At 41.4% G+C, this 26,840-nt stretch carries 27 protein-coding genes; 14 read left to right on the top strand and 13 right to left on the bottom strand.

Annotation, left to right across the window (positions count from 1 at the left end; genetic code table 11):
* Nucleotides 1-619 precede the first annotated feature (619 nt).
* Complete coding sequence (locus KW850_RS02655; protein WP_218346028.1) at nucleotides 620-790, bottom strand: hypothetical protein; 171 nt, start codon at nucleotides 788-790, stop codon at nucleotides 620-622.
* A 304-nt stretch (nucleotides 791-1,094) separates the two neighbouring features.
* Here KW850_RS02655 and KW850_RS02650 point away from each other — a divergent pair, with 304 nt between their 5' ends.
* Nucleotides 1,095-1,889, top strand: coding sequence for a serine/threonine-protein kinase (locus tag KW850_RS02650; RefSeq protein ID WP_218346027.1), 795 nt, complete (start codon nucleotides 1,095-1,097; stop codon nucleotides 1,887-1,889).
* A 47-nt stretch (nucleotides 1,890-1,936) separates the two neighbouring features.
* The gene (locus tag KW850_RS02645) at nucleotides 1,937-2,203 is read left to right on the top strand and encodes a hypothetical protein (RefSeq protein ID WP_218346026.1); all 267 of its coding nucleotides are present in this window, start codon (nucleotides 1,937-1,939) and stop codon (nucleotides 2,201-2,203) included.
* A gap of 89 nt (nucleotides 2,204-2,292) precedes the next feature.
* Here the strand turns inward: KW850_RS02645 and KW850_RS02640 are convergent, their stop codons facing one another.
* Together KW850_RS02640 and KW850_RS02635 are read right to left on the bottom strand one after the other, a co-directional pair.
* On the bottom strand, nucleotides 2,293-2,511 hold the full coding sequence (locus KW850_RS02640) for a DUF2922 domain-containing protein (protein ID WP_218346025.1): 219 nt from the start codon (nucleotides 2,509-2,511) through the stop codon (nucleotides 2,293-2,295).
* A 40-nt stretch (nucleotides 2,512-2,551) separates the two neighbouring features.
* Nucleotides 2,552-2,770, bottom strand: a complete 219-nt coding sequence (locus KW850_RS02635) for a DUF1659 domain-containing protein (RefSeq protein ID WP_218346024.1) — start codon at nucleotides 2,768-2,770, stop codon at nucleotides 2,552-2,554.
* A 338-nt stretch (nucleotides 2,771-3,108) separates the two neighbouring features.
* Here KW850_RS02635 and KW850_RS02630 point away from each other — a divergent pair, with 338 nt between their 5' ends.
* The 10 genes from KW850_RS02630 (at nucleotide 3,109) to KW850_RS02585 (ending at nucleotide 13,483) form a co-directional block, all read left to right on the top strand.
* Complete coding sequence (locus KW850_RS02630; RefSeq protein ID WP_218346023.1) at nucleotides 3,109-3,846, top strand: GntR family transcriptional regulator; 738 nt, start codon at nucleotides 3,109-3,111, stop codon at nucleotides 3,844-3,846.
* 68 nt (nucleotides 3,847-3,914) lie between these two features.
* A complete protein-coding gene (locus tag KW850_RS02625) occupies nucleotides 3,915-4,757 on the top strand; it encodes a fructoselysine 6-kinase (protein WP_218346022.1) in 843 nt (280 codons plus the stop codon).
* Nucleotides 4,758-4,864: 107 nt separating this feature from the next.
* Nucleotides 4,865-6,157: an ABC transporter substrate-binding protein gene (locus KW850_RS02620; protein ID WP_218346021.1), complete on the top strand. Its 1,293-nt coding sequence runs from the start codon at nucleotides 4,865-4,867 to the stop codon at nucleotides 6,155-6,157.
* A gap of 145 nt (nucleotides 6,158-6,302) precedes the next feature.
* On the top strand, nucleotides 6,303-7,190 hold the full coding sequence (locus tag KW850_RS02615; RefSeq protein WP_218346020.1) for a carbohydrate ABC transporter permease: 888 nt from the start codon (nucleotides 6,303-6,305) through the stop codon (nucleotides 7,188-7,190).
* A gap of 4 nt (nucleotides 7,191-7,194) precedes the next feature.
* Nucleotides 7,195-8,091, top strand: a complete 897-nt coding sequence (locus KW850_RS02610; RefSeq protein WP_256358045.1) for a carbohydrate ABC transporter permease — start codon at nucleotides 7,195-7,197, stop codon at nucleotides 8,089-8,091.
* A gap of 175 nt (nucleotides 8,092-8,266) precedes the next feature.
* On the top strand, nucleotides 8,267-9,100 hold the full coding sequence (locus KW850_RS02605) for a TIM barrel protein (RefSeq protein WP_218346019.1): 834 nt from the start codon (nucleotides 8,267-8,269) through the stop codon (nucleotides 9,098-9,100).
* 62 nt (nucleotides 9,101-9,162) lie between these two features.
* Nucleotides 9,163-10,386, top strand: a complete 1,224-nt coding sequence (locus tag KW850_RS02600; RefSeq protein WP_218346018.1) for an MDR family MFS transporter — start codon at nucleotides 9,163-9,165, stop codon at nucleotides 10,384-10,386.
* A gap of 14 nt (nucleotides 10,387-10,400) precedes the next feature.
* Nucleotides 10,401-11,366 (top strand): SIS domain-containing protein, encoded by a 966-nt coding sequence (locus KW850_RS02595; protein ID WP_218346017.1) that lies wholly within the window; start codon nucleotides 10,401-10,403, stop codon nucleotides 11,364-11,366.
* A gap of 77 nt (nucleotides 11,367-11,443) precedes the next feature.
* The gene (locus KW850_RS02590; protein WP_218346016.1) at nucleotides 11,444-12,457 is read left to right on the top strand and encodes an SIS domain-containing protein; all 1,014 of its coding nucleotides are present in this window, start codon (nucleotides 11,444-11,446) and stop codon (nucleotides 12,455-12,457) included.
* A 12-nt stretch (nucleotides 12,458-12,469) separates the two neighbouring features.
* Nucleotides 12,470-13,483 carry an SIS domain-containing protein gene (locus tag KW850_RS02585; RefSeq protein ID WP_218346015.1) on the top strand — a complete coding sequence of 338 codons (1,014 nt, stop codon included), beginning with the start codon at nucleotides 12,470-12,472 and terminating at the stop codon, nucleotides 13,481-13,483.
* 104 nt (nucleotides 13,484-13,587) lie between these two features.
* Here KW850_RS02585 and KW850_RS02580 read toward each other — a convergent pair whose 3' ends face one another.
* From KW850_RS02580 to KW850_RS02550, 6 genes are all read right to left on the bottom strand, one after another.
* The gene (locus KW850_RS02580) at nucleotides 13,588-14,004 is read right to left on the bottom strand and encodes a VanZ family protein (RefSeq protein ID WP_218346014.1); all 417 of its coding nucleotides are present in this window, start codon (nucleotides 14,002-14,004) and stop codon (nucleotides 13,588-13,590) included.
* Between the two features lie 208 nt (nucleotides 14,005-14,212).
* Nucleotides 14,213-15,802, bottom strand: a complete 1,590-nt coding sequence (locus KW850_RS33075; protein WP_256358044.1) for an N-acetylmuramoyl-L-alanine amidase — start codon at nucleotides 15,800-15,802, stop codon at nucleotides 14,213-14,215.
* A gap of 150 nt (nucleotides 15,803-15,952) precedes the next feature.
* Nucleotides 15,953-16,762 carry an N-acetylmuramoyl-L-alanine amidase gene (locus KW850_RS02565; protein WP_218346013.1) on the bottom strand — a complete coding sequence of 270 codons (810 nt, stop codon included), beginning with the start codon at nucleotides 16,760-16,762 and terminating at the stop codon, nucleotides 15,953-15,955.
* A 223-nt stretch (nucleotides 16,763-16,985) separates the two neighbouring features.
* Complete coding sequence (locus tag KW850_RS02560; protein ID WP_218346012.1) at nucleotides 16,986-17,129, bottom strand: YvrJ family protein; 144 nt, start codon at nucleotides 17,127-17,129, stop codon at nucleotides 16,986-16,988.
* Between the two features lie 58 nt (nucleotides 17,130-17,187).
* Nucleotides 17,188-17,406, bottom strand: a complete 219-nt coding sequence (locus KW850_RS02555; protein WP_218346011.1) for a DUF2922 domain-containing protein — start codon at nucleotides 17,404-17,406, stop codon at nucleotides 17,188-17,190.
* Nucleotides 17,407-17,444: 38 nt separating this feature from the next.
* Nucleotides 17,445-17,663, bottom strand: a complete 219-nt coding sequence (locus KW850_RS02550) for a DUF1659 domain-containing protein (RefSeq protein WP_218346010.1) — start codon at nucleotides 17,661-17,663, stop codon at nucleotides 17,445-17,447.
* A gap of 137 nt (nucleotides 17,664-17,800) precedes the next feature.
* Between KW850_RS02550 and KW850_RS02545 the strand changes: the two genes are divergently transcribed.
* Nucleotides 17,801-17,992 (top strand): hypothetical protein, encoded by a 192-nt coding sequence (locus KW850_RS02545; RefSeq protein ID WP_026564084.1) that lies wholly within the window; start codon nucleotides 17,801-17,803, stop codon nucleotides 17,990-17,992.
* A gap of 56 nt (nucleotides 17,993-18,048) precedes the next feature.
* Here KW850_RS02545 and KW850_RS02540 read toward each other — a convergent pair whose 3' ends face one another.
* From KW850_RS02540 to KW850_RS02525, 4 genes are all read right to left on the bottom strand, one after another.
* Complete coding sequence (locus KW850_RS02540) at nucleotides 18,049-19,278, bottom strand: NCS2 family permease (protein WP_218346009.1); 1,230 nt, start codon at nucleotides 19,276-19,278, stop codon at nucleotides 18,049-18,051.
* Between the two features lie 268 nt (nucleotides 19,279-19,546).
* Nucleotides 19,547-21,061, bottom strand: coding sequence for a GGDEF domain-containing protein (locus KW850_RS02535; RefSeq protein ID WP_218346008.1), 1,515 nt, complete (start codon nucleotides 21,059-21,061; stop codon nucleotides 19,547-19,549).
* Between the two features lie 212 nt (nucleotides 21,062-21,273).
* Nucleotides 21,274-22,479, bottom strand: coding sequence for an aminotransferase (locus KW850_RS02530; RefSeq protein WP_218346007.1), 1,206 nt, complete (start codon nucleotides 22,477-22,479; stop codon nucleotides 21,274-21,276).
* Nucleotides 22,476-22,979: an Lrp/AsnC family transcriptional regulator gene (locus tag KW850_RS02525; protein WP_218346006.1), complete on the bottom strand. Its 504-nt coding sequence runs from the start codon at nucleotides 22,977-22,979 to the stop codon at nucleotides 22,476-22,478. The genes KW850_RS02530 and KW850_RS02525 overlap by 4 nt, the downstream gene beginning before the upstream one ends.
* 356 nt (nucleotides 22,980-23,335) lie before the next feature.
* Between KW850_RS02525 and KW850_RS02520 the strand changes: the two genes are divergently transcribed.
* Complete coding sequence (locus KW850_RS02520; RefSeq protein ID WP_308128740.1) at nucleotides 23,336-26,782, top strand: 5'-nucleotidase C-terminal domain-containing protein; 3,447 nt, start codon at nucleotides 23,336-23,338, stop codon at nucleotides 26,780-26,782.
* Nucleotides 26,783-26,840: the final 58 nt, after the last annotated feature.

Raw genomic sequence — 26,840 nt, 5'->3', positions numbered from 1 at the left:
TTCTGTTCATCCATGACATCCACTCCAATTGAAAGTGATTTGTAACAGTATAGTCCAGAGGTTGGATTTTTAGTACATATTGAGAGAGTAGATGAAGTTGAGTAGGTTTAATCGTTAGTAAAATGAGGGGGTTCGCCAGTAAGGTGGGGTTATCCGTTAGTAAGTGGCGGATATTTCGCCAAGCTCCATTTATGTGACCTTTTTAGTTAATCAAACTTAAAATCAGTACTTATTTTATGTCCGGAGGGCCCTTCGATTTGTGGATTCCGCCAATTTGGACAGGAATTCCGCCAAACTGTGGAGGGATTCCGCCGATGATTAGATTTATACCGCCAAACTGTAGAAGGATTCCGCCAACTTCAGCACCTATTCCGCCAAGCTCCTTTTAGATGCCTATTTTAAGATGCCTATTGCTGAGATTTCGATATTTTTCAGGTCTGGGGGGACCTCTGATTTGCGGTTTCGGCAGTAAACGGATCTTATCTGCCAGAAAGTGGCGCTTATCCGCTTGTAAAATGAGGCTATCCGTCAGTAAGTGAGGCGTATCCGCCAATAAATGAAACTCATTCGCCAGTAATGTTAAAAAGCCACGGCGCTCCCGTGGCTTTTTCAGTCAGGGTTACCATGCGTAATCATCATGTTCTTCTTCTGGATAGTCATCCTCATCATTTAGTCTGTTCACTAGCCACTCGTCGTGGGTTATTCCCGTGAACATCATTTCATTTTGAACTTCTTCACTATTCCATTCGTCCGCCAGCATATCCCCACGAAGATTTGGATCTTTTGTCATCGTTTTTTCACCTCCACTACTATCATTGCCATTTTTCTCGTGACTATAATAAGAATGAGAGATGATTAATAAACGGGTCGCAAAATGATAGAATGTAAAAGCGGTTACATACGATTCTTTCCATCTTTACAAAGGGCTATTTTCGCATCGATTGTTGTTTTTCGTATAATTTCATCACCCCGTATATCTAGATGCTTCGTGGCCTCTTTTCGTAAGAACCTTTTTTGACTCTAAAAGCAACCAAATTTTACGAAAAGAGCCTACAGAAGAACGTTTAACATAAAAAGAAAGCATGGTGTGAGCAGTGAATATTGGTGGTTTTGAAATAAAAAGGAAGTTGTTTTCCAATGATTTTGGTCTGAGTGTTTTTGAAGTAGGGGAAGCAAAAACTGGTCGGACGTTTATTTTAAGGTTAGTTGATTTTTCGAATAAATCCACGGATTTTAAGAAGGCACAATGGAACCAGCTTCAAGAAGAGTACCAAGTAGTGATCACTGACTATAGCCAATTACCGAGGATGGAACAGGTAGCAAAGGTCGATGAAGATCACTTATATTCTCTATTGGAAGGGGAAAAAGGGTCACCCTTAATTGAAAAAGGGCCACTCGAACCTGATCAAATCAAACAGCTTCTTGCTGCTGTCCGCCATCTTCACGATCATAAGATGATTCATGGGTCCATCTCTCCTGAGAACATCTGGATTACCAACCAAGGTAGAGTGTTTTTATATGGAACTGGCGAGGCAAAGGCCCTTGAAGGGAAACCCCGCTTAGGAGCTGTTTCTGATATTCGGCAATTAATTGCAGTCATCCAGAGTTTTTCTACATTAAGTGAGCCAATCTTGGAAAAACTTGAACAGGAAGAACCTATGACTGTTGCAGAAATAGAACAGATACTAACAAGTGCGGAAAAGAAACCAGGAATAAGTGAGGATAATAAACTAGCTGCTTTTTTCGAACGAAAAAGATTGACCCAAAAAGAGGAAGTCGCTGAACGCGAATGGAGAAAAGCGGAACAGGGTGGGAATCGGAGCAGGAGAATACTAGGTGCAGTCGTTGTGGGAGTAGTGCTGATTTTTGCCGTTTATTTTCTTATTTGAAAACCCCACGCGAAAAATGACACTTAAGATGAGACGGAGTAGTGCATATGCTCTATTATTTATTAGATCTATTGGGATTGATCGCTACAAGTTCTACTGCCGGTTTGGATACGAGAAAGATTGACCAGAATATTGAGCAGCTCAAAAAACATGATTGGTTTAAAAAGATATATGCGCAAGAGAAATATCGCCGTTTGTTTTATGTTAATAGGCATGTAAGAAGGTATTTACAAAGTAATTTGCGAGTAAAAAAAATGTTCTATAATCAAAGAGCGCAAAAAAAATTATTGGTTTTGCTTAATAAACAACTTTGAGGCACTATCCACTAAAAAATGCGGTTCATCCAAGATGAACCGCATCAGCGTGTTAACATGGTAATGTAGTCGAATTTCTGCAATAGTTCTTACACTAGTTCATAATCCGTCACGTTGCGGTCGACGACTCTCGCACCTTTTGCAGACACAAACTTGCCGCTGCTTGTGGTGAAAATGTCAGATGCAATAATTTGTGACATCGATAATTTCACGACTTCTTCATCAATGGGGTCCTTGGGATTTTCGACGGATAGACGGGCTGTCTTTCCAAGCTCCGTAACAAATTGTAATTCTAATGTTTTTGCCATGTTCATTGACCTCCTTCTTTAGACTTCAGTTCATACCCGATTAAGCGATAATTTCAGAACTATCATTTCGTTCTACTTTGTTTAACATGTCATTGCACAAAACAGAAATGGCGGTTGCCGCTTGAAATAACTGATCCGTTGTTGCATCCTTTTTGACATTGCTAAATGTTTTGGCGCGTAGAATTGGTTCGCCATCCTCATCCATACCGCCTTCAAACACTAAACGAAGCTTCGTTCCTTCTAAAAGTGATTGTGCCATTTTCCCTCACCTCCTTTCACCTTCTATATAGAAAAAAGTCGGCCAAAAGGACATGGTTGAAAAAAATAAATTGGTGCCTGACACCGCGTTATGGTTTATTTTGTAGATATTTGTTTGGTTAATAGTCTATTGACATAGCTGAAAATTTAAATTATTCTAAAAACAAGTAAATGTAAGCGCTTTTAAAAATTCAGGCTCTCTAAATTCCAGAAAGAATGGTTTTCACTTTATTTTAAATGGTATATACCACTTTGAAAGCAAGAATTTACAAAAGGAGTAGAAATACTATAATCTTTATATAAGAGATTGAATTTCTGCATAAACGGGAGAAATTAGAGATGAGTAGAATGATAAGTGATGATGAGGCAGTTCCTTTTTACAAACAATTAAAGAATCAAATTCTCGAGGAGATCAAGAGCGGTAAACTTAAGCATGGTGATAAGCTTCCTTCGGAACGGGAACTAGCTGAGCAGTTTCAAATCAGCCGGATGACAGCAAGACATACCTTGTCGATCCTGGAAAGGGAAGGTGTGGTGGAACGGCGTGTTGGTGCAGGAACCTTTATTAATAATAAAAAAATTGAAATGGATTTTGTTACGTTTAACAGTTTCACCAAAAACATGCTAAGTAAGGGATTAATCCCAAGTACACAGATTTTGTCTATACGTAAAATGGAAGCTAATGCAAATCTGGCCCAAAAACTAAAGCTGGCGGTGGGGGAAGGGATGATTGTCATTAGGAGGCTTCGGCTTGTTGACGAGACTCCGATCTCGATTGAAGAGTCGTTTCTCCCTGAAAAACTTTGCCCAGGGCTAGATAAAATGATTACCGACAATGATTCCTTGTATGAAATTTTAGAGAGAGAGTACGGGATTGTTCTGGTCATGGCAAAAGAATACATGCAGGTGACCGTGTCGGATGAAGGTGAAAGCAAATTGTTAAAAATACGATTGGAGAGCCCGTGTATTCTCCAAGAGTCGGTTGCCTTTGATAAAAAAGAAAAGGAAATTGAATTTTCAACATCGTTAACAAGAAGCGATATTGTGAAATTTTATTCCGAATTAAAACTGAAATGAGAAGAATCATTTCAGTTCCTTTTTAGAACAAATGGTATATACCAAAGTGGTAGATGGAGGTTTTTTTCATGAAGGTAATCGGTGTTGGTGATAATGTGGTGGATAAATATATTTATAAAAAAACGATGTACCCAGGTGGAAATGCGTTGAATTTCAGTGTTTATGCTAAACATTTGGGAATTGAAGCAGCCTATCTTGGTGTGTTCGGCAATGATCGTGCCGGAGAGCATATTATTTCCACCTTAAAAGGATTGGATGTGGATATTTCTCATTGCAGGCAGCATGAAGGTGAGAATGGCTTCGCGGCTGTTGATTTAGTGGATGGTGACCGGGTATTCATCGGCGGGAATGGGGGCGGTGTTCAAATCGACCATCCGCTTGTCCTTAGCCTAGAAGATTTGGAATATATTAAAAGCTTTGATATTGCTCATAGCAGTATCTACAGTGAGATGGATTCAGAGTTACATAAATTAAAAGAATTTGGAATTTTGGTATCCTATGATTTTTCAAGTGATTATTCCGATTTATTACTTGAAAAGAATTGCAAGTATATTGATATAAGTCTGTTAAGTTGTGGCCAATTGGCCGACGAGGTAGTAGAGAATCTATTAAAACGTGTACATTCCTACGGGAGTAAATTAGTGCTGGGCACGATGGGCTCACGCGGATCGATTGTGTATGACGGCCAATCCTTTTACCGCCAGGAGCCTCACTTTGTTCAGCCGATTGATACATTAGGCGCCGGGGATTCCTTTTTTACAGCATTTATCTTACATTATCTTTCTGGAAAAAAGGAAACCCCTGATATTCAGGAAGGGGTCCTCTTAAAAAACAGCATGGAGGAAGGGGCAAAGTTTGCGTCAAAAACATGTCTAGTTGATGGTGCCTTTGGTCATGGAATTCCCTATTAATTTCCTTAAAGGGATTAAAATATAAAACCATTTATAGAAGGTTTTGGGGGTGAATGGATACCACTTTTGTATAGTTGATTTTATAAAAAATAAGGAGGGTTAATGAAATGAGAAGGAAAATAAACGTTTTATTAGCAGTACTGATAGTGTTCGCTCTTGTCCTGACGGGATGCTCTAGTTCCTCTTCAAGCAATGAAGAGTCGGGGAAAGTTGTATTAAAGTTTTTGCATAAGTGGCCGCAGCCAGAATACGCTCCTTATTTTGAAGAAGTAGTGCAAGCCTTTGAAAAGGAAAATCCAGATATCAAGATTAAAATGGAAGCGATTGCAGATGAACCAATTAAAGACAAACTCCGTGTTATTCTTGGCGGTAACGAAGTTCCAGATATTATGTTTTCGTGGTCAGGTGAATTTGCCAGGAAATTCGTCCGTGCTGATGCAGCCTTAGATTTAACTCCTTATTTAAATGAAGATACAGCTTGGAAGGACAGTTTTATTCCGGCATCCCTTCAGCCTTTCACATCCGATGAAAAAAATTACGGTATTCCGCTTCGTTTCAATGGAAAATTCTTTGTTTACAACAAGAAGATTTTTGATAAATATCAACTACAGGCACCAACTACTTGGGATGAATTTATAAAAGTGCTAGACACCTTGAAAAAGGGTGGAGAAACGCCGATTATTCTAGGAAACCAAGGCCCATGGGCTGCAATCCATTACCTAACAGGCTTAAACCAAAAGTTGGTGGCCCAAGATGTGAGAATGAAAGACTATAATCCGAAATCAGGTGAGTTTACAGACCCTGGTTATGTTACGGCCATGCAAATGTTAGCTGATTTGAATAAGAAGGGTTATTTTATGAAGAATGTTAACTCTAGCTCACATGATATGGGACAACAATTATTTGCAGCCGGTAAGGGAGCAATCTTCTATGTCGAATTAGAAGAGTTCCAAACGATCGAGAATAATATGAAAGGAAACTGGGGCTTCTTCCCAATGCCGTCCATTACAGATGGTAAGGGCAGTCAGAGTTTCATCACCGGTGCACCAGATGGATTTATCGTTTCTTCCAAAACAAAACATCCAAAAGAAGCGATTAAATTCTTGAAGTATTTAACAAGTAAAGAAAACGCCTTAAAGCTTGTGAAACAAATTGGCTGGCCAAGTCCGATTGATGGGGCCACAAACCCAGATACAGCCTTAAAGGAAGTAGCCGAAGGTGTGGATGTCATGAAGAAGGCTGAAGGAATGGCTGAATGGCTCGACACAGATGTTCATGCGAAGGTAGCGGATGTGTATCTATCCAATATCCAGCTATTGCTTGATGGATCCAAAACGCCGGAAGAAATTATCAAAGAAGTACAAGATGTAGCTAAGCAAGTTCAGAGTGAAGTGGAATAAGAAAAGCGGAAGAGCCCGTTTAGCGAAGTCCACTAGCCGCAGGGCGCTGGAGCTAGACAGTAATCTAAGTTAATGCGTGCATCATTTTATAAACGAGAAAGGGTAGGCAGGGCACTGCTTACCCCCTCCTAGGAGGAAGTTGGGGATGACAAAAACATTTAAAAACAGACGAACCGCGATACTTTTTATTTTGCCAGCGCTCCTTTTCATCCTGTTTTTTGTATTTTTGCCGATTGTATTAAACCTCTATAACAGTTTGTTTCGGTGGAATTCTTTTGACGCTGGAAGAGTTTTTGTGGGCTTGGAGTATTATGGCAGACTATTTAAGGATCCGGTCTTTTTTACCGCATTAAAAAATAATTCTCTGTACGCTGTTATTTCGTTGGTTTTTCAGGTAGGCTTAGGCCTAATTATTGCCGCCGTTTTAGAAGATAAATTGATTAGAAGATTTCAGCCCTTTTTCCGGACCGTCTTTTTTATCCCATCCGTTATTTCCATTGCTGTAGTCGGCTTGTTATGGCAGCTCCTTTATAACCCGGAAGTGGGTTTAGTGAACGGGGTATTAAAAGCACTCGGACAATCGGAATGGGCACTATCTTGGCTGGGTGACAGTAAGACGGCGATTTATGCTGTTGTGGCTGTTTCACAATGGCAGTACACCGGTTATATGGTGATGTTATTCTTGCTTGCGATGCAAAAAATCCCTTTTGAATATTATGAAGCATCGATGATTGATGGCGCTTCTAAGATAAAAACGTTCTTTTTCATCACCTTGCCGCAAATGAAGGAAATGATTTTGGTCGGTACGGTGATCACGGTAATCGGTGCATTCAAAGTATTCGATGAGGTGTATGTAATGACCAATGGAGGACCAGGCCGTTCAACTGAAGTGTTAGGAACGATGCTTTATCGGTCCGCCTTCCGAAATGATGAAATGGGCTATGCTTCCACCATTGGAACCATTATTTTTGTCGTCACCCTTACTCTTTCCTTAATTCAGCTGAAAATAGGCAAATCAGGACAGGAGGCGTAGGGCAATGGCGAATAATAACACGGTAGTTGAGACGAATATAAAAGAAATCAGGACAGGTAGTTCTAAGCTGTCCTTGAAGGTGAAAAATAGAATTTTTCAAACGGTAGTTCTTGTCTGGTTTAGTCTCTTTGCTTTGGTGATCATTTATCCGATCATTTGGCTCGGCTTGAGCGGATTAAAATCCAATGCTGACTTTTTCTTAAATACCTGGTCATTGCCGGTGGAATGGCTGTGGGAAAATTACCGAGCCGCTTGGGATGCCGGGATTGGTCAATTTTTCCTAAATAGTGTGTTCATCACGTTGGTATCGGTTGTAACTGTTTTACTGCTAGGTTCGATGGCTGCTTATGGATTGAGCCGCTTCCAGTTTAAAGGACAAAATATTTTGCTGGTTATTATCCTTAGCGGGTTGATGCTAGCTCCGCAGGTCAGCTTAATTCCACTTTACAAATTACTGCAGGCGATTGGCCTTTACAATACTTATTGGGCGTTAATTCTCCCATATGTTGCTTTTCAACTGCCGTTTTCGATTTTTTTAATGCGCTCCTATTTTCTGTCGATTCCGAGAGAGCTTGAGGAATCAGCGATAATTGATGGATGTAATAGTTGGAAAGTGTATCGGCATATAATTGTTCCGATGGGGAAACCGATCATTGCCTCGTGTGCGTTATTAACAGGTATGAACGTGTGGAATGAATTTATGTTTGCGTTAGTATTTGTGGAAGATTCTGCGTTAAGGACGATTCCGGTTGGTCTAATGAATTTGCGAAGCCAGTTGAATACCAATTTCGGAATCCAATTGGCTGGGTTAGCCATTTCGGCGCTTCCAATGATTATCGCGTATATTGTTTACCAAAAGCAATTTGTTCGTGGTCTATCTGCAGGTAGTGTAAAAGGGTAATCAAACTTATAAAAGAGATAGGAGAATGGAAAAGGAAAGGGTTGATCCGCTTTCCTCTTCCATCTCCATCACTCTAGTTTCGTATGATTAGCCTGAATGGTATATACCATATGACTCTTTAGCAAATACTAGCTGGGATGTCTTTTATAAATCTTCACGCAGAAGGAGGGATTGGATGGGCAAAATCAAACGGTCGCAAATAACAGGGATGAACTTTCATTACCTGCATTATCCGCTGGACTATTTTTTAGATGCGATGGTGAAGTTTGAGTTTGAAAAAATTGAACTATGGGGTGCTGCGCCATACCTGTATGTGGAGGATCTATCCTTAACAGAAATCCGTGCTATTAAGAAAGAGATCGACCGGCGTGAATTGGAGGTCGTTTGCTTTACTCCTGAACAGTGTATGTATCCGATAAATCTGGCGGCAAAGGAGTCCGCGATTCGTAAAAGAAGTGTTGCTTATTTTAAAAAATCAATCGAAGCTGCGCTTGAATTAGAGGCTCCGATGGTGTTGGTAACGGCCGGATGGGGATACCGCAATGAAAGTAGGCAGGAAGCGTGGAGCCGGAGCCAAGATTCTTTGGAACAGCTAACCGATTATGCGGAGAAACAAGGAATCGTTTTAGTACTTGAGCCATTACAAAAAATTGAGTCTAATCTGATTACTACCTTACCTGAGTTAAAAGAAATACTTACTGCGATTGCTTCTCCTTATTTCAAAGGAATGGTCGATACCATTCCGCTTGCGGTAGAAGGGGAGGAACTGGCCAGCTATTTTGAGCAATTACAGGATGACTTTGTCCATATCCACTTTATCGATGGGAACCCGGGTGGACATTTAGCTTGGGGGGACGGCAGCCTGCCATTGGAAAAGTATATGAAAACCTTAGGAGACTACAACTACAATCGCTCCCTTACGTTGGAGTTTACTTCTTCACAATATTTGATCGATCCCAACGAGGCGGTTGAAAAATCCCTGCGAAGTCTTGCACCGTTTCTGTTGTAACGGACTAAGGGGTTGTTTTTGAATAGGGTGACTAATTCAGTGATATAAAGGAGTTTTATCCTATGTCGATTTGGAGGAGTTATCCCAAGAGCTTAAAAGTTTTATTAATCGCAATGTTGGTCAATTCCACTGGTATGGCTTTTCTTTGGCCCTTGCACACCATCTACATAACACAAGGAATGGGAAAAACGCTGTCGGAAGCAGGTTTTGTTTTAATGCTTCATTCAGGAGCTGAGATTGTTGGCAGTTTCCTTGGAGGCTACTTATATGACCGCATTCGGGGGAAACGAACCCTTCTTCTAGCGGTCCTAGCATCTGCCTGTTATATTTTCATTATTTCAATTGGTCTATCATGGCCCGTCTATATCCTACTGATGATCCTGCTTGGATTAGCCATTGGAACCATTTTCCCTCCCATCTATGCCTTAGCAGGGATTGTTTGGAAGGAAGGCGGCAGAAAAAGCTTCAATCTCATCTATCTGGTTCTTAATTTCGGTGTAGCAGTAGGTACCGCTTTAGGCGGCATAGTGGCGCAATTCTCGTTTCAATACGTCTTTTGGGTCAATGGATTCACCTATCTCGTCTTTATCTTCATCGTTTGGTTCGCTCTCGAAGAACCTGACCCAGTTATTGAAGCTGCGAAGGTAAAAAAGGAGCAGGTCCTGATGCCGAAACAAGAGGTGCGCCCTTCGCAAAGCTTTCATTCCTTATTTATTCTTTGTTTAGGGTTTATGTTTTGCTGGGTTACCTACATCCAATGGCAAACGAGTATTTCTAACTATATGCACCAATTAGGATTCCCGTTGTCCGCGTACAGTACTTTGTGGACGATCAACGGGGTACTGATCTTATTGGGTCAGCCGTTGCTCCAATGGTTGATTGCCCGCATGAAAACTCCGATGAAGTGGCAGCTGTTATCGGGTGTACTCTTTTTTATGGCTACCTTCGGCCTCTTGTCACAGAGTCATTCCTATGGCGGGTTTGTTGCGGGAATGGTGATTATGACGATCGGAGAAATCCTTATTTTTCCGGCCGTGCCAGCGATTGCGGATCGACTGGCACCCAAAGATAGAAGAGGAATGTACCAAGGTTTAGTAAGCGGTGCCGCCAATGTTGGGAGGACGATTGGACCATTACTGGGCGGGCTGCTCTACGATGGATTTGGACCTATAGTGCTGCTGTATGGATGTATTTTTATTGGTGGATTCGCCTTGATTTGTTTTGGTACCTATCAAAGGCTCCAATATACACAAAATGAAGTTTCATCTGTCAAAGTCAATAAATAAAGGAGGTTAAAAAAATGTTAGCAGACGTACAAAAGGCTTTGGATGTCTTTAAAGAAAGGGACATCGATCGTGTCTATTTCGTAGGGTGCGGCGGCTCTTCATCCCTCATGTATGCAAGTAAATACGTTTTAGACAGGGAAAGTGCAACGATTGATTCGGACCTGTATAGTTCCAATGAGTTTGTGCATCGTAACCCGCGGAAACTCAATGAGAAATCGCTGGTGATTTTGTGCTCCCACTATGGAAAAACACCAGAGACGGTGGAGGCTGCCCGCTTTGCGCGGGAAAAAGGTGCAATTACCGTCTCGTTAACCTTTGACCCGGAATCACCGCTTGCCGAAGCATCTGAATATGTCATTGTGTATGAAGATGGAAAAGAAGCGAAATATGTGAATGAGTCACCAGCCGTGATGCTGGAACTTGTTTTTGGACTTTTGGCTGCCAAAGAAGGGAATGAAAAGTTTTCCGATGTCGTTTCCTCCTTAGAGAATTCAGATCAAATTTTAGTACAGGAGAAAGCAAAGTATTTAGATCAGGCAAAGGAATTTGCGCAAAGCTATAAAGATGAAAAAGTGATTTACACGATGGCGAGTGGCGCGAATTATGGAACTGCTTATTGGTTTGCGATTTGCCTGCTGATGGAAATGCAGTGGATTCATTCCCACGCTCTGCATGCCGGGGAATATTTCCACGGGCCGTTTGAAGTCTTGGATCAAAACGTACCAGTGATTCAGCTGTTAGGTTTAGACGAGACCCGTCCATTAGAAGAACGCTCATTAGAATTCACCCAAAGATATGGCGCAAGAGTCGTCGTCCTGGATGCAAAGGACTTTGATCTAACGGGCGTAGCAGAAAGCGTCAAAGGCTACATAGCCCCACTCGTCATTCAAGCCATCCTGCGCCAATATGCAGAAGAACTAGCAATAGCTCGTAACCATCCACTAAGCACGAGAAGATATATGTGGAAAGTACCTTACTAAAAAGCGGTGTCAGGCACTAAAGGTGTTTTAAAACTATAGTCTTAAAAATTCTAATAAAAATTTGGAGGTAATGTACGATGTTGAAATTTGATGCTGATTTATTTTTACAATTGGTTGGGAAAGAAGCACTAGCCAAGAGGGAAGAAATTGAGAAGATTGTTGATGGAATTTCAGCTAAAGGATTTAAAAATATCTTCTTAATCGGTTCCGGCGGAACGATTGCGATGATGTATCCATATGAGTATATCTTAAAGTCCAATTCCTCACTGGAGATACATACGGAAATTGCCGCTGAGCTCATGGTGATGAATAATCGCCACCTGACCAATGATTCTGTTTGTATCTTTGCTTCTGTTACTGGCACAACAAAAGAAACAGTAGCTGCTGCTGAGTTCTGTAAGAAGAAGGGTGCGACAACGATTGGACTAGTAGCTGAACAAGGCACGCCGTTGGCTGAGGCTGTTGATTATTGCATCTCCACTGGTCATGAGAAGCATTCGTTTGACACCTTCTTTTTACATTTGCAGCTGCTTACGTTCCGCTTTATTCATAACAATGATGAGTTCCCGCAATATGAGCAATTTGCGAAAGAAATTGCCCTCTTACCACAAGGAATAGTCGATGCGTTAGAGCAGTTCGACTCACAAGCTGAGCAATTTGCGATCAGGCACAAAAATACCGATTACCACATGCTAGTTGGGGCCGGGAACCTGTGGGGGAATACCTATTCCTACGCTATGTGTATCTTAGAGGAAATGCAGTGGATTAAGTCCAAATCTATCCATGCAGCTGAATTTTTCCATGGAACGCTTGAGCTGGTTGAAGAAGATACAAGTGTGATTCTATTCAAAGGCGAAGATGAAACTCGTCCATTGGTGGAACGTGTGGAACGATTCGCAGAAAATATCACCAATGAATTGTTTATCTTGGATACAAAGGATTACCGCCTAGAAGGAATTAGTGAGGAATTCAGAAAGCACTTTGCGATCTGCCTAAACTGGGCCCTAACTGGCCGGATCAGTGTATACCTTGAGCGTGAAAGAAATCATCCGTTAGAGACTCGCAGATATTACCGTAAAATGGCTTACTAGGAGGTGGCCTCCATGTTTAACTTTGATGTGGAAAGATATGTAACCATCCAAACTGGGGCCTTATCTCTTAAGGATGAATTCGATCAGGTGATTGATTCGGTGATGCAAAAAGGGTTGGAAAATGTATTCTTTGTCGGAACTGGCGGCGCAGCCATCCTGATGCTCCCGGCTGAATATATTTTAAAAACACATTCCACCTTACCGGTTTATACAGAAATATCTTCAGAATTGATGTTGATGGATCATCAGCACCTGGGTGAACATTCATTGGTGATCTTGCCTTCTTTGTCTGGTACAACCAAAGAAACAGTGGAGGCAGCGGCGTTTTGTAAGGAAAAAGGAGCGGTAACAATCAGCTTGGTGGGGCATGCCTCTACCCCGTTAGCGAATGGAACCGATTATACTTTTGTCAATTATGCGGCTGATGATACCTCCTGTGAATCGTTCTATATCCAGTCTTATTTACTAGCGTTCCGTTTGATGTATAAGCGGAATGAATTTCCAGTCTATCAGCAATTTATCGAGGAAATGAAAAGTCTGCCAAGTGCGCTCATTAACGTGAAGGAAGCAGTTGAGGCGAGGGCAGCGGCGTTTGCCCGCAAGCATAAAGAGACACCGTATCATATTCTTTCAGGAACAGGAATCGATTGGGGGCAAACCTATTATTATGGAATGTGTATATTAGAGGAAATGCAGTGGATTAAAACACGACCGGTTCATGCCTCTGATTTCTTTCATGGTACATTGGAATTAGTGGAAGAAGATACGAGTATTATTCTATTAAAAGGTGAGGATCGAACCCGTCCGCTTGCAGAGAGAGTCGAGCGATTTGCTGAACATTACTCTAAGGAATTAACCGTTTTTGATATGAAGGATTTTCCATTAGAGGGCATTTCCGAAGGTCTGCGAAGTCTGGTTTCTCCGATTGTCTTTGCGGCGTTACTGGAGAGGGTCAGCTGCCACTTGGAAGAGCAAAGGGATCATCCGCTGACAACGAGAAGATATTATAAGAAAGTACCATTTTGATAGAATACTGGTTTGGGAGCGGCCTTCACATTAGTGTTGGCCGCTTTTTTTATAAAAAAAGGGACCAAGGGATCAGCTATGCTCAAAAAAGTCCAACCAATCCATCAAAGCTGCGTTTGCTTAGATTGGTGCACAATGAGTAGGCTTCGTGCACCCGATGCAAAAAGAATCCCGACTAAATCGAATCCAATATCGAAAATTCTTCCATCACGACTGAAATATAATTGGAGAATTTCAGTTAGAGATGCAAATGAAATAGATAGAATTAAAATGACTGTTTTCGAATGGAATTTAGTTTGCAGTAATAACGTCAGAAAGAGAAAGGCCAAGGCGTGACCGCATTTTTGGAGCAGGAAGTCACGGCTAAGGTCAAGCGGTAATGGTGATAAGAGTTCAGAAAAATTGGGATGACTGTCCCACTGAAAATGAACTTGGCCCGATTCCATTAATCCCGAAAAACTTGTGGTGCAGGTAAGAATAAAGATTGCTAGAGCCCATAATATAATAAAAAATCCGCGCATAGGAGTTCCTCCCCTTTACCCTTCATTGTTGTCTCGTTTTTTTGGTATTATACCGAAACGGTAGGAATTCAACAAACTGCATAAGAAAGACCTTTTCTGTATGATAAAAAGGTTTTTCGTAGTGGTGGATGGCAGGGTGCCATCCACGTATTGGTGAGGGATAAGACAATCTGGGATGAGGGTGAAGTTTGGGGAAGTCTCCAGCTCGTTATACTGAGTGGATCATTTTTTCATAAAGGCTTAGAATGGATTGCCCATAGGTTGTACCTGGAACAGCCCATTTTCCGTTTAAAGCGGTCCATGTTGGAGCAGATCCCCTGTCGACTAGATGAAAGCGGGGATCAACTAATGGATATTTATTGGGTAGCGGCTTAGTTGTCGCATACGCGAACAAGTGCTGAAGTTGGGCAAGAACACCTTCTTCTGCGTTATCAAAGCTTGCACCGCGAGTATCTCCTCCAGTTGCTCCAATTCCTGCGTAGTTGTTCTGTTCAGGATTAACGACTCCAGTAAACCGAAAATAATCTGTTTCATGAATGGCTTGTGCAAAGGCTACATCCCCGCGAATTCTGTAATATTTTCCAAATGTTTGATAAAATGCACCTAATTCCGGCGCCTTAGGATTGACCTTTTTCACAAATTGATTCATTTGTTCCGGCGAAAGGAAGGTCGGGCCTAAAATCGTAAATTTACCGGGGTCCGCTATGAAGGGGATTTGATTGGTACTGCTGTTTGTAGTTGTGCCTTGGTTCGCAGTCGTGCTGCCTTTGGTACTGTTGTTTGTAGTTGTGCTTGGATTTGCAGTCGTGCTGACTTTCGTACTTGTGTTTGAATTCGTGCTTGTGGTGGGTTTTGCTGTTGTTGGTTTACTGGCGTTTGTTGCAGGTTTACTAGTTGATGTAGGTTTTGTGGTTTCTGTTTTAGGTGGCGCTGTGCTAGTTTTTTCGGTAATAATAAATGCATCATCATAGCCTGCTTTTTCGATTTCTTTTAGGCGTTTTTCTGCATTGGCGTTGGTGGTATAGGTGGCAACTTTTACTCGGTACCAGGTGGCACCAGATATTTTTGTGGTAATAATTGATGATTTAATGTTCTTATTCTTCAGTTCAGTAACCCTGTCTTGTGCATTTTCTTTGGATTTATAGGAACCGACATAGACTGTGTAAACAGTTTTTGTGCCGGATTGCGTGGCTTTAGGTGTGGTTGATGTTTTAGGTGCAGTCATTGTTATAGGTGTTTCCTTCGTTGCTTTAAGTTTCAGGCCCAAGGCCTTGGCAATTCCGTTGACATGGCCTTGGGCGACCTTTTGCTGCCAAGCTGCACTTTTCATCAGTTCGGCATCATGCTTATTACTGATAAAGCCATTTTCCGTTAAAAGAGAAGGCATCTTCGTTTCCCTGATGACATGAAAGTTGGCCTTTTTTTGCCCGCGGTCTTTCAGCTGATTCACTTTGAGAACTTCCGCATGGATGATATCCTGATATTTTGCTGCTTTGCTAGAATTAGATACCCCATTGTAGATAAAATCTTCATATCCTTGGGCGGAACTGTCAGCAGAATTGATGTGAATAGCTAAGAAAAAGTCAGCGTCCCATGCGTTAGCGGCACTTGAGCGTTGTGCTAAGCTTCTGGTGACATCGCTTGTACGACTCATCTTAACTTGGACATTTTCATAATCATTTAGGATGATTTTTCGTATTTTAAGCGCAATGGCTAAGGTAATATCTTTTTCATCGAGACCATTCCCTTGTGCACCGGGATCATCACCGCCATGACCTGGATCTATAAATAACTTCATACTTACTCCTCCATTTCATGTAAAATACGTTTTTATCTATATCATATGGAAAATCCAATCCAGTGGACTCAATCTCCACAAACAAAAGACAAAAACCATACAAAAGACCTCCTGGTGTTCGTTAAAAGGAGGTCTTTTGTAGGGGGATGTTTATTCTGCAACGAGAAAGGCGTCTTTGATTCCGGCTTTTTTTACTTCTGCTAAACGGTCTTCGGCGTTTTCACGGCTGGAGAAGGCGCCAGCTTGAACTCGGTACCATGTTTCGCCAGAGATTTTGGTGCTATCAATAAATGACTCGATGCCTTTCTTTTGAAGCTGTTCGACTCGCTCGTCCGCATTTTCTTTTGATTTGAATGATCCAGCAATGACTTTGAAAAGTTTCCCGGCATCTGGTTTTGGTGGGTCGTTTGGTTTACGCTTGAGGCCAAAGGCTTTGGCAATTCCATTGGCGTGACCTTGTGCTACTTTTTGGATCCAAGAAGATTGTTTCATTAGCGCGGAGTCATGGTCGTTACTGATAAATCCATTTTCCGATAAAAGTGCTGGTATATTTGACTCACGTAATACATGGAAGTTAGCCTGTTTTTGGCCGCGGTCTTTCAGTTGATTCATTTTCATGACTTCGACATGGATGATATCTTGATATTGAGCGGTCTTAGAAGAGTTAGACAAGCCATTGTAAATAAAGTCCTCATAACCTAGTGCGGAACTTGGCCCAGAATTGATGTGAATGGCTAAGAAAAAGTCGGCACCCCAAGCATTGGCTTCACTAGTTCGTTGGTCTAAGCTTTTGGTTGTATCGCTGCTCCTGCTCATTTTTATGTCAATGTTTTCATAATCATTTTGTAAAATGGACCGTATTTTCAGCGCTATCGCTAATGTCATATCCTTTTCAACTAATCCATGTCCTTGGGCGCCAGGGTCTTGTCCGCCATGACCTGGATCTAAATAAAGCTTCATTTCATCCTCTCCATTTCCTAAAATTGATTATATATACATGCTATGTAAATATGGATAACCTATGTGCTGGTGCTTGTCAGTAATTGATGACAGGTATCCCAACCGTTGCTATTCTTTGTTACCGAACCTGCAGCAGAACTGATTTTCGGTAAGAAAGAGGGGGCTAAATAAACCGGCCCAGAAATTACAGCAGCCTTAGGGTAAAAAAGAGCCCCCTCCATTTTTATGTTCGTTCCTTCATCCGGTCAGGAAGATTCTGGATCGAGGTGACGACCATATCAAGCTTAGACTCAATACGGTAAAGCAGATAAAGGGTCACGACGATGGGGAAGCCAACCTCGCTGATGATTGGAATGAGTTGGTCCATTTTTGTCACCTCCTTTGTAAAAAAAGGCCGTCCCTAAGGGGAATCGGCCTCTCCGTTATTAAATAAGTTCATATTCAATCACATTTCGGTCGACAACTCTTGCCCCTTTTGCAGTTACAAACTTTCCGCTTGTCGTAGTGAATATTGTAGATGCAATAATCTCGGCCATCGATTGCTTGAGGACTGCCTCATCAATTGGTTCCTTTGGATTTTCAATCGATAAACTCGCTGTTTTTCCAAGCTCTGTACTAAACTGTAATTCCAAGGTCTTTGCCATATTTCTCACCTCCTATCGATTCATTATTTACGTGATTGTTAGGCAATAATTTCCGAGCTGTCATTTCGTTCCACTTTGTTGAGCATGTCCTTGCACAAAACAGTAATGGCCTGTGCTGCTTGAGACAACTGTTCTACTGTAGCTTCTTTTTTCACATTGCTAAACGTTTTTGCTCGGAGAATCGGTTCGCCATCTTCATCCAGGCCAACCTCGAAAACCAAACGAAGTTTCGTTCCTTCTAGTAATGCTTGTGCCATTATCAACCACCTCCTTTCACCTTTTATATAGAAGAAAGTCGGTAAAAAGGACATAGTCAGTGAAAATAAATACGGGATGGTTGATTAATGCTATACTAGGGGAACGGATTTGGTTTCTGAAAGGAGTTAATCATCTTATGAAGTATTTGAAATCACAAATGCAGCAGCTAATTAAGGATAATAAAGAATTGCATACACGCTTAAAAGAGTTGAAGGTTGAACATGGGCTCGAGAAAAATACGGCCTTAAAAGCTTTGTACCATTCAGAAGTGGCAGATGGTGGAAAGTATCAGTTGGCATACCAAGCACTTGATCAGCCTAAAAAGTAGGTAACATAAAAAGAGTGTCAGGCATCCCGCATGGGTGTCTGACACTCTTTTTGTTGTTAATGCTGTAAAAATGCAAGTTGGATAAAGAAGAGGACAGCGAATACGTATAGCAATGGATGAATTTCACGCCACTTACCTTTCACTACCTTTAAAAGAGGGTAACTGATGAAACCCAGTGCAATCCCTGTTGCGATGCTTGATGTTAGCGGCATGCTCAGGACTGTCAAAAAAGCAGGGAAGGCTTCATCCAGCTCGTTCCATTGGATTTTCGCAATACTTCCCATCATTAGACTGCCAACAATGATTAACGCCGGTGCGGTAATCGCAGAAATTCCGGAAACAGAGCTGACGAGTGGCCCGAAGAAGGCGGACAAGATGAACAGGATTGCAACCGTAAGAGAAGTTAAACCAGTCCGACCTCCAGCTGCGACCCCTGACGACGATTCAATATAGGCTGTTGTCGGGCTCGTCCCAAACATTGCACCTACAGCGGTACCAATTGAATCTGCGAGTAATGCCTCTCTAGCCCGCGGCAATTTGCCGCCTTTCATTAAACCGGCTTGGTTCGCAACCCCAATCATCGTACCGGTGGTATCAAAAATGGTCACTAAAATGAAAGAAAAGACAACAGCATAAAGGCTGTGCTGAATCACATCCGTCAGTGCTGTCACTGGATTCGTAATAATTAGACCCTCTGGCAGAGTAGGCAGCGACATAAAACCTTGATTGAATTCAAGTTGGCCAGTAAAGAAAGCGATTAGACCTGTAATGACCATTCCGAAAAATATCGCACCATTGACTCGGAGCACCATCAAGACTAGTGTAATCACCAGCCCAACTAGAGCTAAAAGTGCAGAAGCGGAATGAAGGTCGCCCAGACCAACAAGATTAGTGGGGTGTGCTGTAATGATTTTTGTAAGACGCAGACCGATAAAGGCAATAAAAAGCCCTATTCCTGCGGTAATCCCGTGTTTAAGGTTTTCCGGGATGGCGTCAATTAATTTTTCCCTAAGCGGAGTTAACGATAAGATGACAAAGATAACACCAGCTACAAAAACAGCAGCAAAGGCAGTGTGGTAGGTTATCCCCTGATGGCCGCCTACAACAGAATAAGCAAAATATGCGTTGAGTCCCATTCCTGGGGCAATAGCGATTGGATAATTTGCAAAAAGTGCCATCCAAAGTGTTGCGACGACTGCGGCAATGATTGTCGCTGTGAACACTTGCCCGAACGGAACCCCTGCGTCGGCGAGAATGACTGGATTTACTACGACAATATAGACCATGGTAAAAAAGGTTGTAATCCCTGCAAGCAGTTCCGTCTTTGTATTGTATGATTTTCTTTTAGTTTAAACATAGCTGTTCCTCCAAAATACGAACATTTTAATAAGACTAAACTATATTATTCGTTTTTAGCTAATATTTCAAGATGTACTTCTTATTTTGTTTATTTTTCGTAACAATTATCCTGGTGCCTGACACCCTAAAACAAACGGAGGCAACATTGAAAAAAGAACCACACCGTGCATGCTATGGGCACAAATGTGGTTCTTCTTAGCTATAGTATGAATGTTTTTTCACGATAGGGAAGGTTGTTGCACTCGGCAGTATATTTTTATGAACTAACTTTTCCTTATACATCTCCTGGTCTGCCATTTCGAGGATTTTTTCAAGCGAAATGACAGTACCAGGTTTATAGTGATAAAACCCGTAACTTGCGGAGATGGAATAAGGCTTTCGCTCCGTTTCATTGATCTCTTCGAAACCATGCTTAATTGTTTTCATCAACTCCTGCACTTCACCCATATTCTTTTGAAAGAAGACAATGATAAATTCATCCCCTCCTAAGCGGAATAAGATATCTTCATCAATGATATGATGGTTGATCGTGTCGCAGCACGTTTTAATGAGGTCATCTCCAGTCGAATGACCGAATCGATCATTTGTCTTTTTCAAATCGTTAATATCAATATAGCAAATGATGAATTCGTGAGCATCCGAACCGCCGGATAATTGCTGATTAAGGATTTCCATCCCGCTTCTTCGGTTTAACACCCCAGTGAGCATGTCAACCGAAGCATGTTTATAAAGCTCTTCCTCATTTTTTTTCAGATCTGTGATGTCAGTGGCCCCGATCAAGATACAAGGTTCATCCAAGTAATCTACCAATTCTAAACTCAGTATCACCCATTTCATGATATCAGCCGTAATTTGCTGCTCCATTACATAGTTTTTAATACTTTGCTGCTCGATTAGACGCTTCAGGATATCAAGTTTTTCCTCTGGTTTTTGAAACAAGAACTTTCCATCTATTTGCGCCGCCTCATTATTTTCGAGTTGGTAGTATTCCATTGCGTGTTTATTCATCAATAAAATTTCATCAGTATGCAACTTGGTAAGAATGAGTGGATTCGGGTTTAGATTGAATAATCGCCTGAAATTTTCCTCATTCCTTCGTAGTTTCATTTTGTTTAAAAAATCATTGTTACGAAATGTATAGAATGATAGAGCAATCAAGAAAGAAATGACAACAGTACCGGTCGAATTAATCAACTTGGATAAAAACGGGAAGTGTTCCTCTTCAATCAGATATAAACCCGTTAAGAAGCAGATATGTATCCCAAAATATAGGTTCAACAGATGTCTTGGTTGGATCGGCAGGAATACGGAAACACCTAATAAAATAATAATATAGGCGTAGATATTTCCGGTAAATAACTGACTATTAATAGAAGAAACGGCACCAATTAATAAATAGAAAAGGATATAGCTAGTCACGACGAAACCCTTAGAAATATTTTTGTAATAATGATAAATGCATAGAAAGATAAGAGAGATAACAAGTCCTGTGATGTGAACGGCTGAAAGAATGAATTTGAACGTAGGATTGCTTAGGTTATTGAAAAGGATAAAGTCAACGATGAAAAAACAGGGATAGGTGAAAATTAACATATAAGAAACGAGCTTAATTCGCTCATAAAATTCTGCATAGTTATGATTAATAAACTCTCGATTGGTAGTAGCGTTCATACTCTTTCTATTAAAAAAATCCTTTGTTAAGGACCGCAAGTACATCACCCCTTTTTTTCCATTTCACCCGAGTATTTTAGCATAATCCGTAGGTCGGTCACAAAAAGTGGGTGTCAGGCACCATCAAGATGAAGGGTGTCAGTCACCATCAAAACAACTGGTGTCAGGCACCAGTAAAGCATAGAAAAAGCCCAATTTCTGGAGCTGGCACTGTCAGAATTGGGCTCTTTCTCTACTGGGGTTTATTGGTCTTATCTTACTTCTTCTCTTTGTTTTTCAGCAAAGATGCCCTTTGATTCAAGGAAGTGCTGGATTCTTTTTAGGGCTTCTTGCAGCTGCGGCATTGAGGCTGCGTACGAGCAGCGAATGTATCCTTCACCGCTTTCCCCAAACACATTGCCAGGTACGACGGCAACCTTTTCCTTCATTAATAGTTCTTCAGCAAATTGTTCGGAGCTGAGTCCGGTTACCTTGATTGAAGGGAAGACATAGAAGGCTCCTCCAGGTGTATGGCAATCTAAGCCGATTTTATTCAATGTATGCACAACAAAGTTTCGTCTCATTCGATAACTTCGTTTCATCGCTTCTACTTCATGAAAGGTGTTCCTAAGTGCTTCGATGGCTCCGTATTGGAGCATAGTTGGTGCACACATGGTCGTGTATTGGAAAATTTTCAGCATGACCTCGACAAATTCCTTAGGAGCAGCGAGCATCCCTAAGCGCCAGCCGGTCATCGCAAAACCTTTCGAGAATCCATTGATCAAAATTGTCCGCTCGTACATACCTTCAATCGCCGCGAAGCTGGAATAGGTTTCTTCGTAGCTTAACTCTGCGTATATCTCGTCGGAGACGACGATTAAATCATACTTTTCAACAATTGCAGCAATTTCCCTAAGCTCCTCATGGTTTAAGGTACTGCCTGTTGGATTGTTTGGAGAACAAAACAAGATGGCCTTTGTTTTTTCCGTAATCGCTTCTTCTAATTGTTTCGGGGTTAATTTAAACCCATTGTCCGGTGAGGTGGAGATAGCGACGGGTGTCCCGCCGGCAATGGCCACCAAGGGAGCGTAAGAAACGAACGCAGGTTCAACAATCAGTACTTCATCGCCTTGGTTTAAAATGGCACGGAAGGCTAAATCAATTGCCTGACTAGCGCCGACCGTGACGATGATTTGATTTTTTGGATCATAATTAACAGCAAATCTTGTACCAAGATAATTAGAAATTTCCTGACGTAATTCTAATAGTCCTGGGTTCGCGGTATAGGCGGTATCGCCTTGTTCCATCGATAAAATGGCTGCCTCGCGAATGTTCCAGGGTGTAATAAAGTCTGGTTCGCCAACCCCTAACGATATAACGTCTTTCATGCCGGCTGCCAGGTCAAAAAATTTCCTGATCCCAGAGGGCTTTAATTCTCGAGCGGTATCTGAAAGATAGTGCGAATACTCCTTTTTCATGGTGTAATCACCATTCTCCGGTCTTTATCATCACCACTGCCAAAAATTACCCCATCATGTTTGTATTTCTTTAGCATGAAATGCGTCGTGGTCGAGATGACATTGTCAATCGTGGAAAGTTTTTCAGATACAAAGGTAGCGATTTGATTCATGGTTTGCCCTTCAATGGTGATCGACAAATCATAGGCACCACTCATAAGGTATAGCGATGTTACTTCGGGAAAACGGTAAATTCTTTCTGCAACTTCATCGAATCCCACGCCACGCTTTGGTGTAACCTTTACATCAATCATCGCGATGATGTTTTCCTGTCCTTCAACTTTGCTCCAATCGATGAGTGCCGGATAACTGACAATCACTTTTTCTTCTTCTAGTTTTTTTATGGTATTTCTAACCGATTCTTCACTGCTCATCACCATTAAGGCAATTGTTTCCTCGGATATTTTATGGTTTTCTTCAATAAGCTTTAATATTTCCAGTTCTTCATTGCTTAATTTCATAAGGGGCCTCCTGATTTGTATTTCATATTATTGATTTTATAGGAGGATGGCTTCTAACTCAAATGAAAGTGTTGGTATTATTCTCTCTTTTTTGACTATTAATAAACGAGCCAATCATAGGGGGTTAGTTCCTAGTGAAATAGGTCTAGTAACTTAGTACTCTTTTTGAAGAAGCTTTTTGAAATAAATAACAGAATTATTTATAGATTCCCAAAATATGTAGAATTGTGAAGTCAGACGTTATACAATAGTGGTAGTAATTAATACCTAATGGAAAGTGAGGGAAAGTCTGGAAGTTTTGCAACTTAGAAGACTACTCATAATATTTAAACATTAATATTGGAGGGATTTTATCTGTGACTAATTTAGTAAACAGGTCGAAGAAGTGGATGAGCCTGGCACTTACAGCTATTTTGCTGTTAGCGATGGTATTACCGTCGAGTGTAAGCGCTGCTACAGAGACGGTATCGTTGGCGAAGTGGGACTTCAGCAGTACAACGAATAAGTTAGTAGCAACTTCGGGTACAGAAGCTAACCTTGATAAAACATTGTCTGCAACAGGCACAACAATCTCCGCAACCTATGTTGCAGGACCTACAACTGGAGTGCAAGTTCCAAACGCTACTCCTTGGACGGCTAATCCTGCATTTTGGAAGGTAGCAATTTCCACAAAAGGCTATCAAAATATCACTCTATCCTCAAAACAATTTGGATCAAATACAGGACCAAGAGATTTCAAGGTTCAATATAGTTTAGATAATACGAACTGGGTTGATGTTCCAGGTGCTGCTGTAACAGTAGGTAATAACTGGACTAGTGGTGTTTTAACAAACCTAGCACTTCCTAGCGAAGTAAATGATAAGGACGTAGTCAATGTTAGATGGCTAAAATCCTCAGAAACTGCGATAAATGGCAGCCCGATTGCTTCTGGCGGTACAAGCCGAATGGGCTTAATCGAGTTCAATGGTGAGGCTCAAGCCACAACTCCTCAACCAGATCCAGGTGCAGTTCCAGGTCAAGGGAAGATTGTCTTGGGAGATGAGCCGCTGGCTAATATCACTTTCAGCCTTCGTGATACAACTACCGGTGTATGGCATGATTTCACATCTAATGAGAATGGAGTCTTTACTCACAATCTAGCAGATGGTACGTACAAAATCGAAGGTCTATGGGTTGCACCAACATGGTATCCCCTAGGCAAAACCGTCACGATTAAAGATGGTTTAGTAGATGGCTTACACGAATTAGAATTTGACGCATTAAATCCAGTTGAAGGTACATGGAATGTATCAGGAACTGTAAAAAATGGTTCACAAGTATTGGCGCAACTTCCATTTAGTGTACATAGTACAGCTGGAAAATGGTATGATGCCCGAACAGATAAAAACGGTAAATTCAACTTCAAATTACCTGATGGAGGCTACCAAGTTGATGGTATTTGGGACGCGGCAGCTGGAAAATGGTATGAACTGAATAAAACGTTCACAGTTAAAGATGGCAAACTTGAGGGCGCAACAGAATTACAACTTGATATCTCTGGCGTTTTCAACGTAACAGGAACACTGACTAAAGGAACAAAAGCATTAAATGATACCGTATTTAGCATTCGTACTGCTGCTGGTGATTTGAAATGGGTCGATGTGAAAACAGACGCAGATGGAAAATTTGCCTTCAAACTTGCTGATGGTTCATACACCATTGACGGAGTTTGGGACAGTGTCGATAAAAAATGGTTCGAACTTAAAAAGGACTTTACAGTTGCCGGCACACTCGTGTTGAATATTGATGTTCTTAAAGACGGAACAGGTGTCATTTCTCCAAATGTAACAGGTGTGGTGAAAAAAGGTACTGAAGCATTACCAAACGTTGTGTTCAGTGTTCACACAACAGCTGGTGAAGTGAAATGGTACGACATCACGACAGACGCTAATGGAAAATACAGCACAACCTTACCTAATGGAAGCTATGTACTAGAAGGTATTTGGATTGGTACAGAAAACCACTGGTATAGTCTACAAAAAGAATTCACAGTCGAGGGCATCACAGAATTCAATATCGACGTATTGGCTGGACAAGCTGACAAGAAATTCACGCTAAATTTAATGCACACAAATGATACACACGCAAACCTTGATAATGTTGCGAAAAAGATGACCGCGATTAAGTCGGTACGAGCAACGAAGCCTGATGCGTTATTACTTGATGCAGGTGACGTGTTCTCTGGAACATTGTATTTCAACGAGTATAAAGGTTTAGCAGATTTAGAGTTTATGGAACTAGCTGGCTATGATGCGATGACCTTTGGTAACCATGAGTTCGACCTAGGGACTGAAACATTAGCCAACTTTGTAAAAGCAGCGGACTTCCCGTTTGTCAGTGCAAACGTAAACTTTGCAAAAGATGCTAATTTACAATCCCGTTTCCACAACGATGTAACAACAGCTAGTCCTGTGGGCGGTGAAATTTACAACGGTATTATCAAAGTTGTAAATGGTGAAAAAATTGGTATTTTTGGATTAACAACTGCTGAAACTGAGACGATTTCGAGTCCTGGAGCAGGTGTGGCATTCGAAAATTATATCGAAGAAGCACAAAAATCAGTTGATGCCTTAAAAGCACAAGGCGTTAACAAAATCATTGCGTTAACACATATTGGTTTTGATGATTCACTTGTATGGGATAATGACCAACAATTAGCTGCGGCAGTTGAAGGAATTGACGTCATTGTTGGAGGTCACTCTCATACGAAACTTGATGCGCCTTTCTTTGATACAACTGGCGATGAGCCAACTGCTATCGTTTCAGCCAACGAATACAATAAGTATCTTGGCACAGTGGATGTTACATTTGATGCGTCAGGTAAAGTAATCGTTCCTGAAACAACTGGCAAATTGCTTGATATTGCAACTTTCACGGAAGATGCAGCTGTTGCGAACATCTTAAACACAAAATATAAACCAGCCATTGATGCGAAGAAAGCTACTGTAGTTGGTACAGCCGCTGTTCCATTGGTTGGAGGAAATCCACCTGCACGTGTAGGGGAAACAAACCTTGGTAACTTCGTTGCTGACGGTATGCTTGCAAAAGCAAAAACAATCAACCCGAATACATTGATTGCTCTTCAAAATGGTGGCGGAGTTCGTGTAACTTTACCTGCTGGAAACATTACGTTAGCTAATGTATTCACCGTCCTTCCATTCGGGAATGCTTTAGGCATCATGGACTTAAAAGGTGATGAAATTAAAACAGCACTTGAGTATAGTGTGAAGGATGCACCGGCAGCATTTGGCGGATTCTTACAGGTTTCAGGCTTGAAGTTTACTTATGACAGCACGAAACCAGTTGGATCTAAAGTTCAAACCATTGAAGTAAAAAGTCAAGATGGAAGCTATACAGCTTTAGATCTGACTAAAAACTACTTTGTTGCTACGAACATCTTTACTGCAAAAGGTGGAGACGGATACACCATGTTTGCCAAAGCTTACGCAGAAGGCCGTGTAAGTGAACCGGGATTTGTGGACTGGGAAATGTTCAGAGACTACATTGAGGCACAACCAAACAAAACGGTTAATCCTCAAGTTGAAGGACGTATTATTAACGTAGCTCCACAAGTTGTTCCTGCTGCTTCGTTCAGCGGTACGGCAGCGGCTCCAAAGGTATACTTTGGAAATGTTGTTGTAGATGTAACAGGTGTAGCTAAGCTTGAGTACGCAACTGTTAAAGGAAACCTTACCTTAAAGGGTAACAATGGTGTTGAACTTTCTAACGTAACTGTAGAAGGCGATACGATTTTTGAAGATTAATTAAAACGTAAATTCCTCCAGCAAGAAAAAACTGGAGGGATTTACACCTAAAAAAATA

The sequence above is a fragment of the Bacillus sp. sid0103 genome, assembly GCF_019219025.1.
Note: the sequence above shows the minus strand (reverse complement) of the source record. Positions and strands in the feature narration are given on the sequence as shown.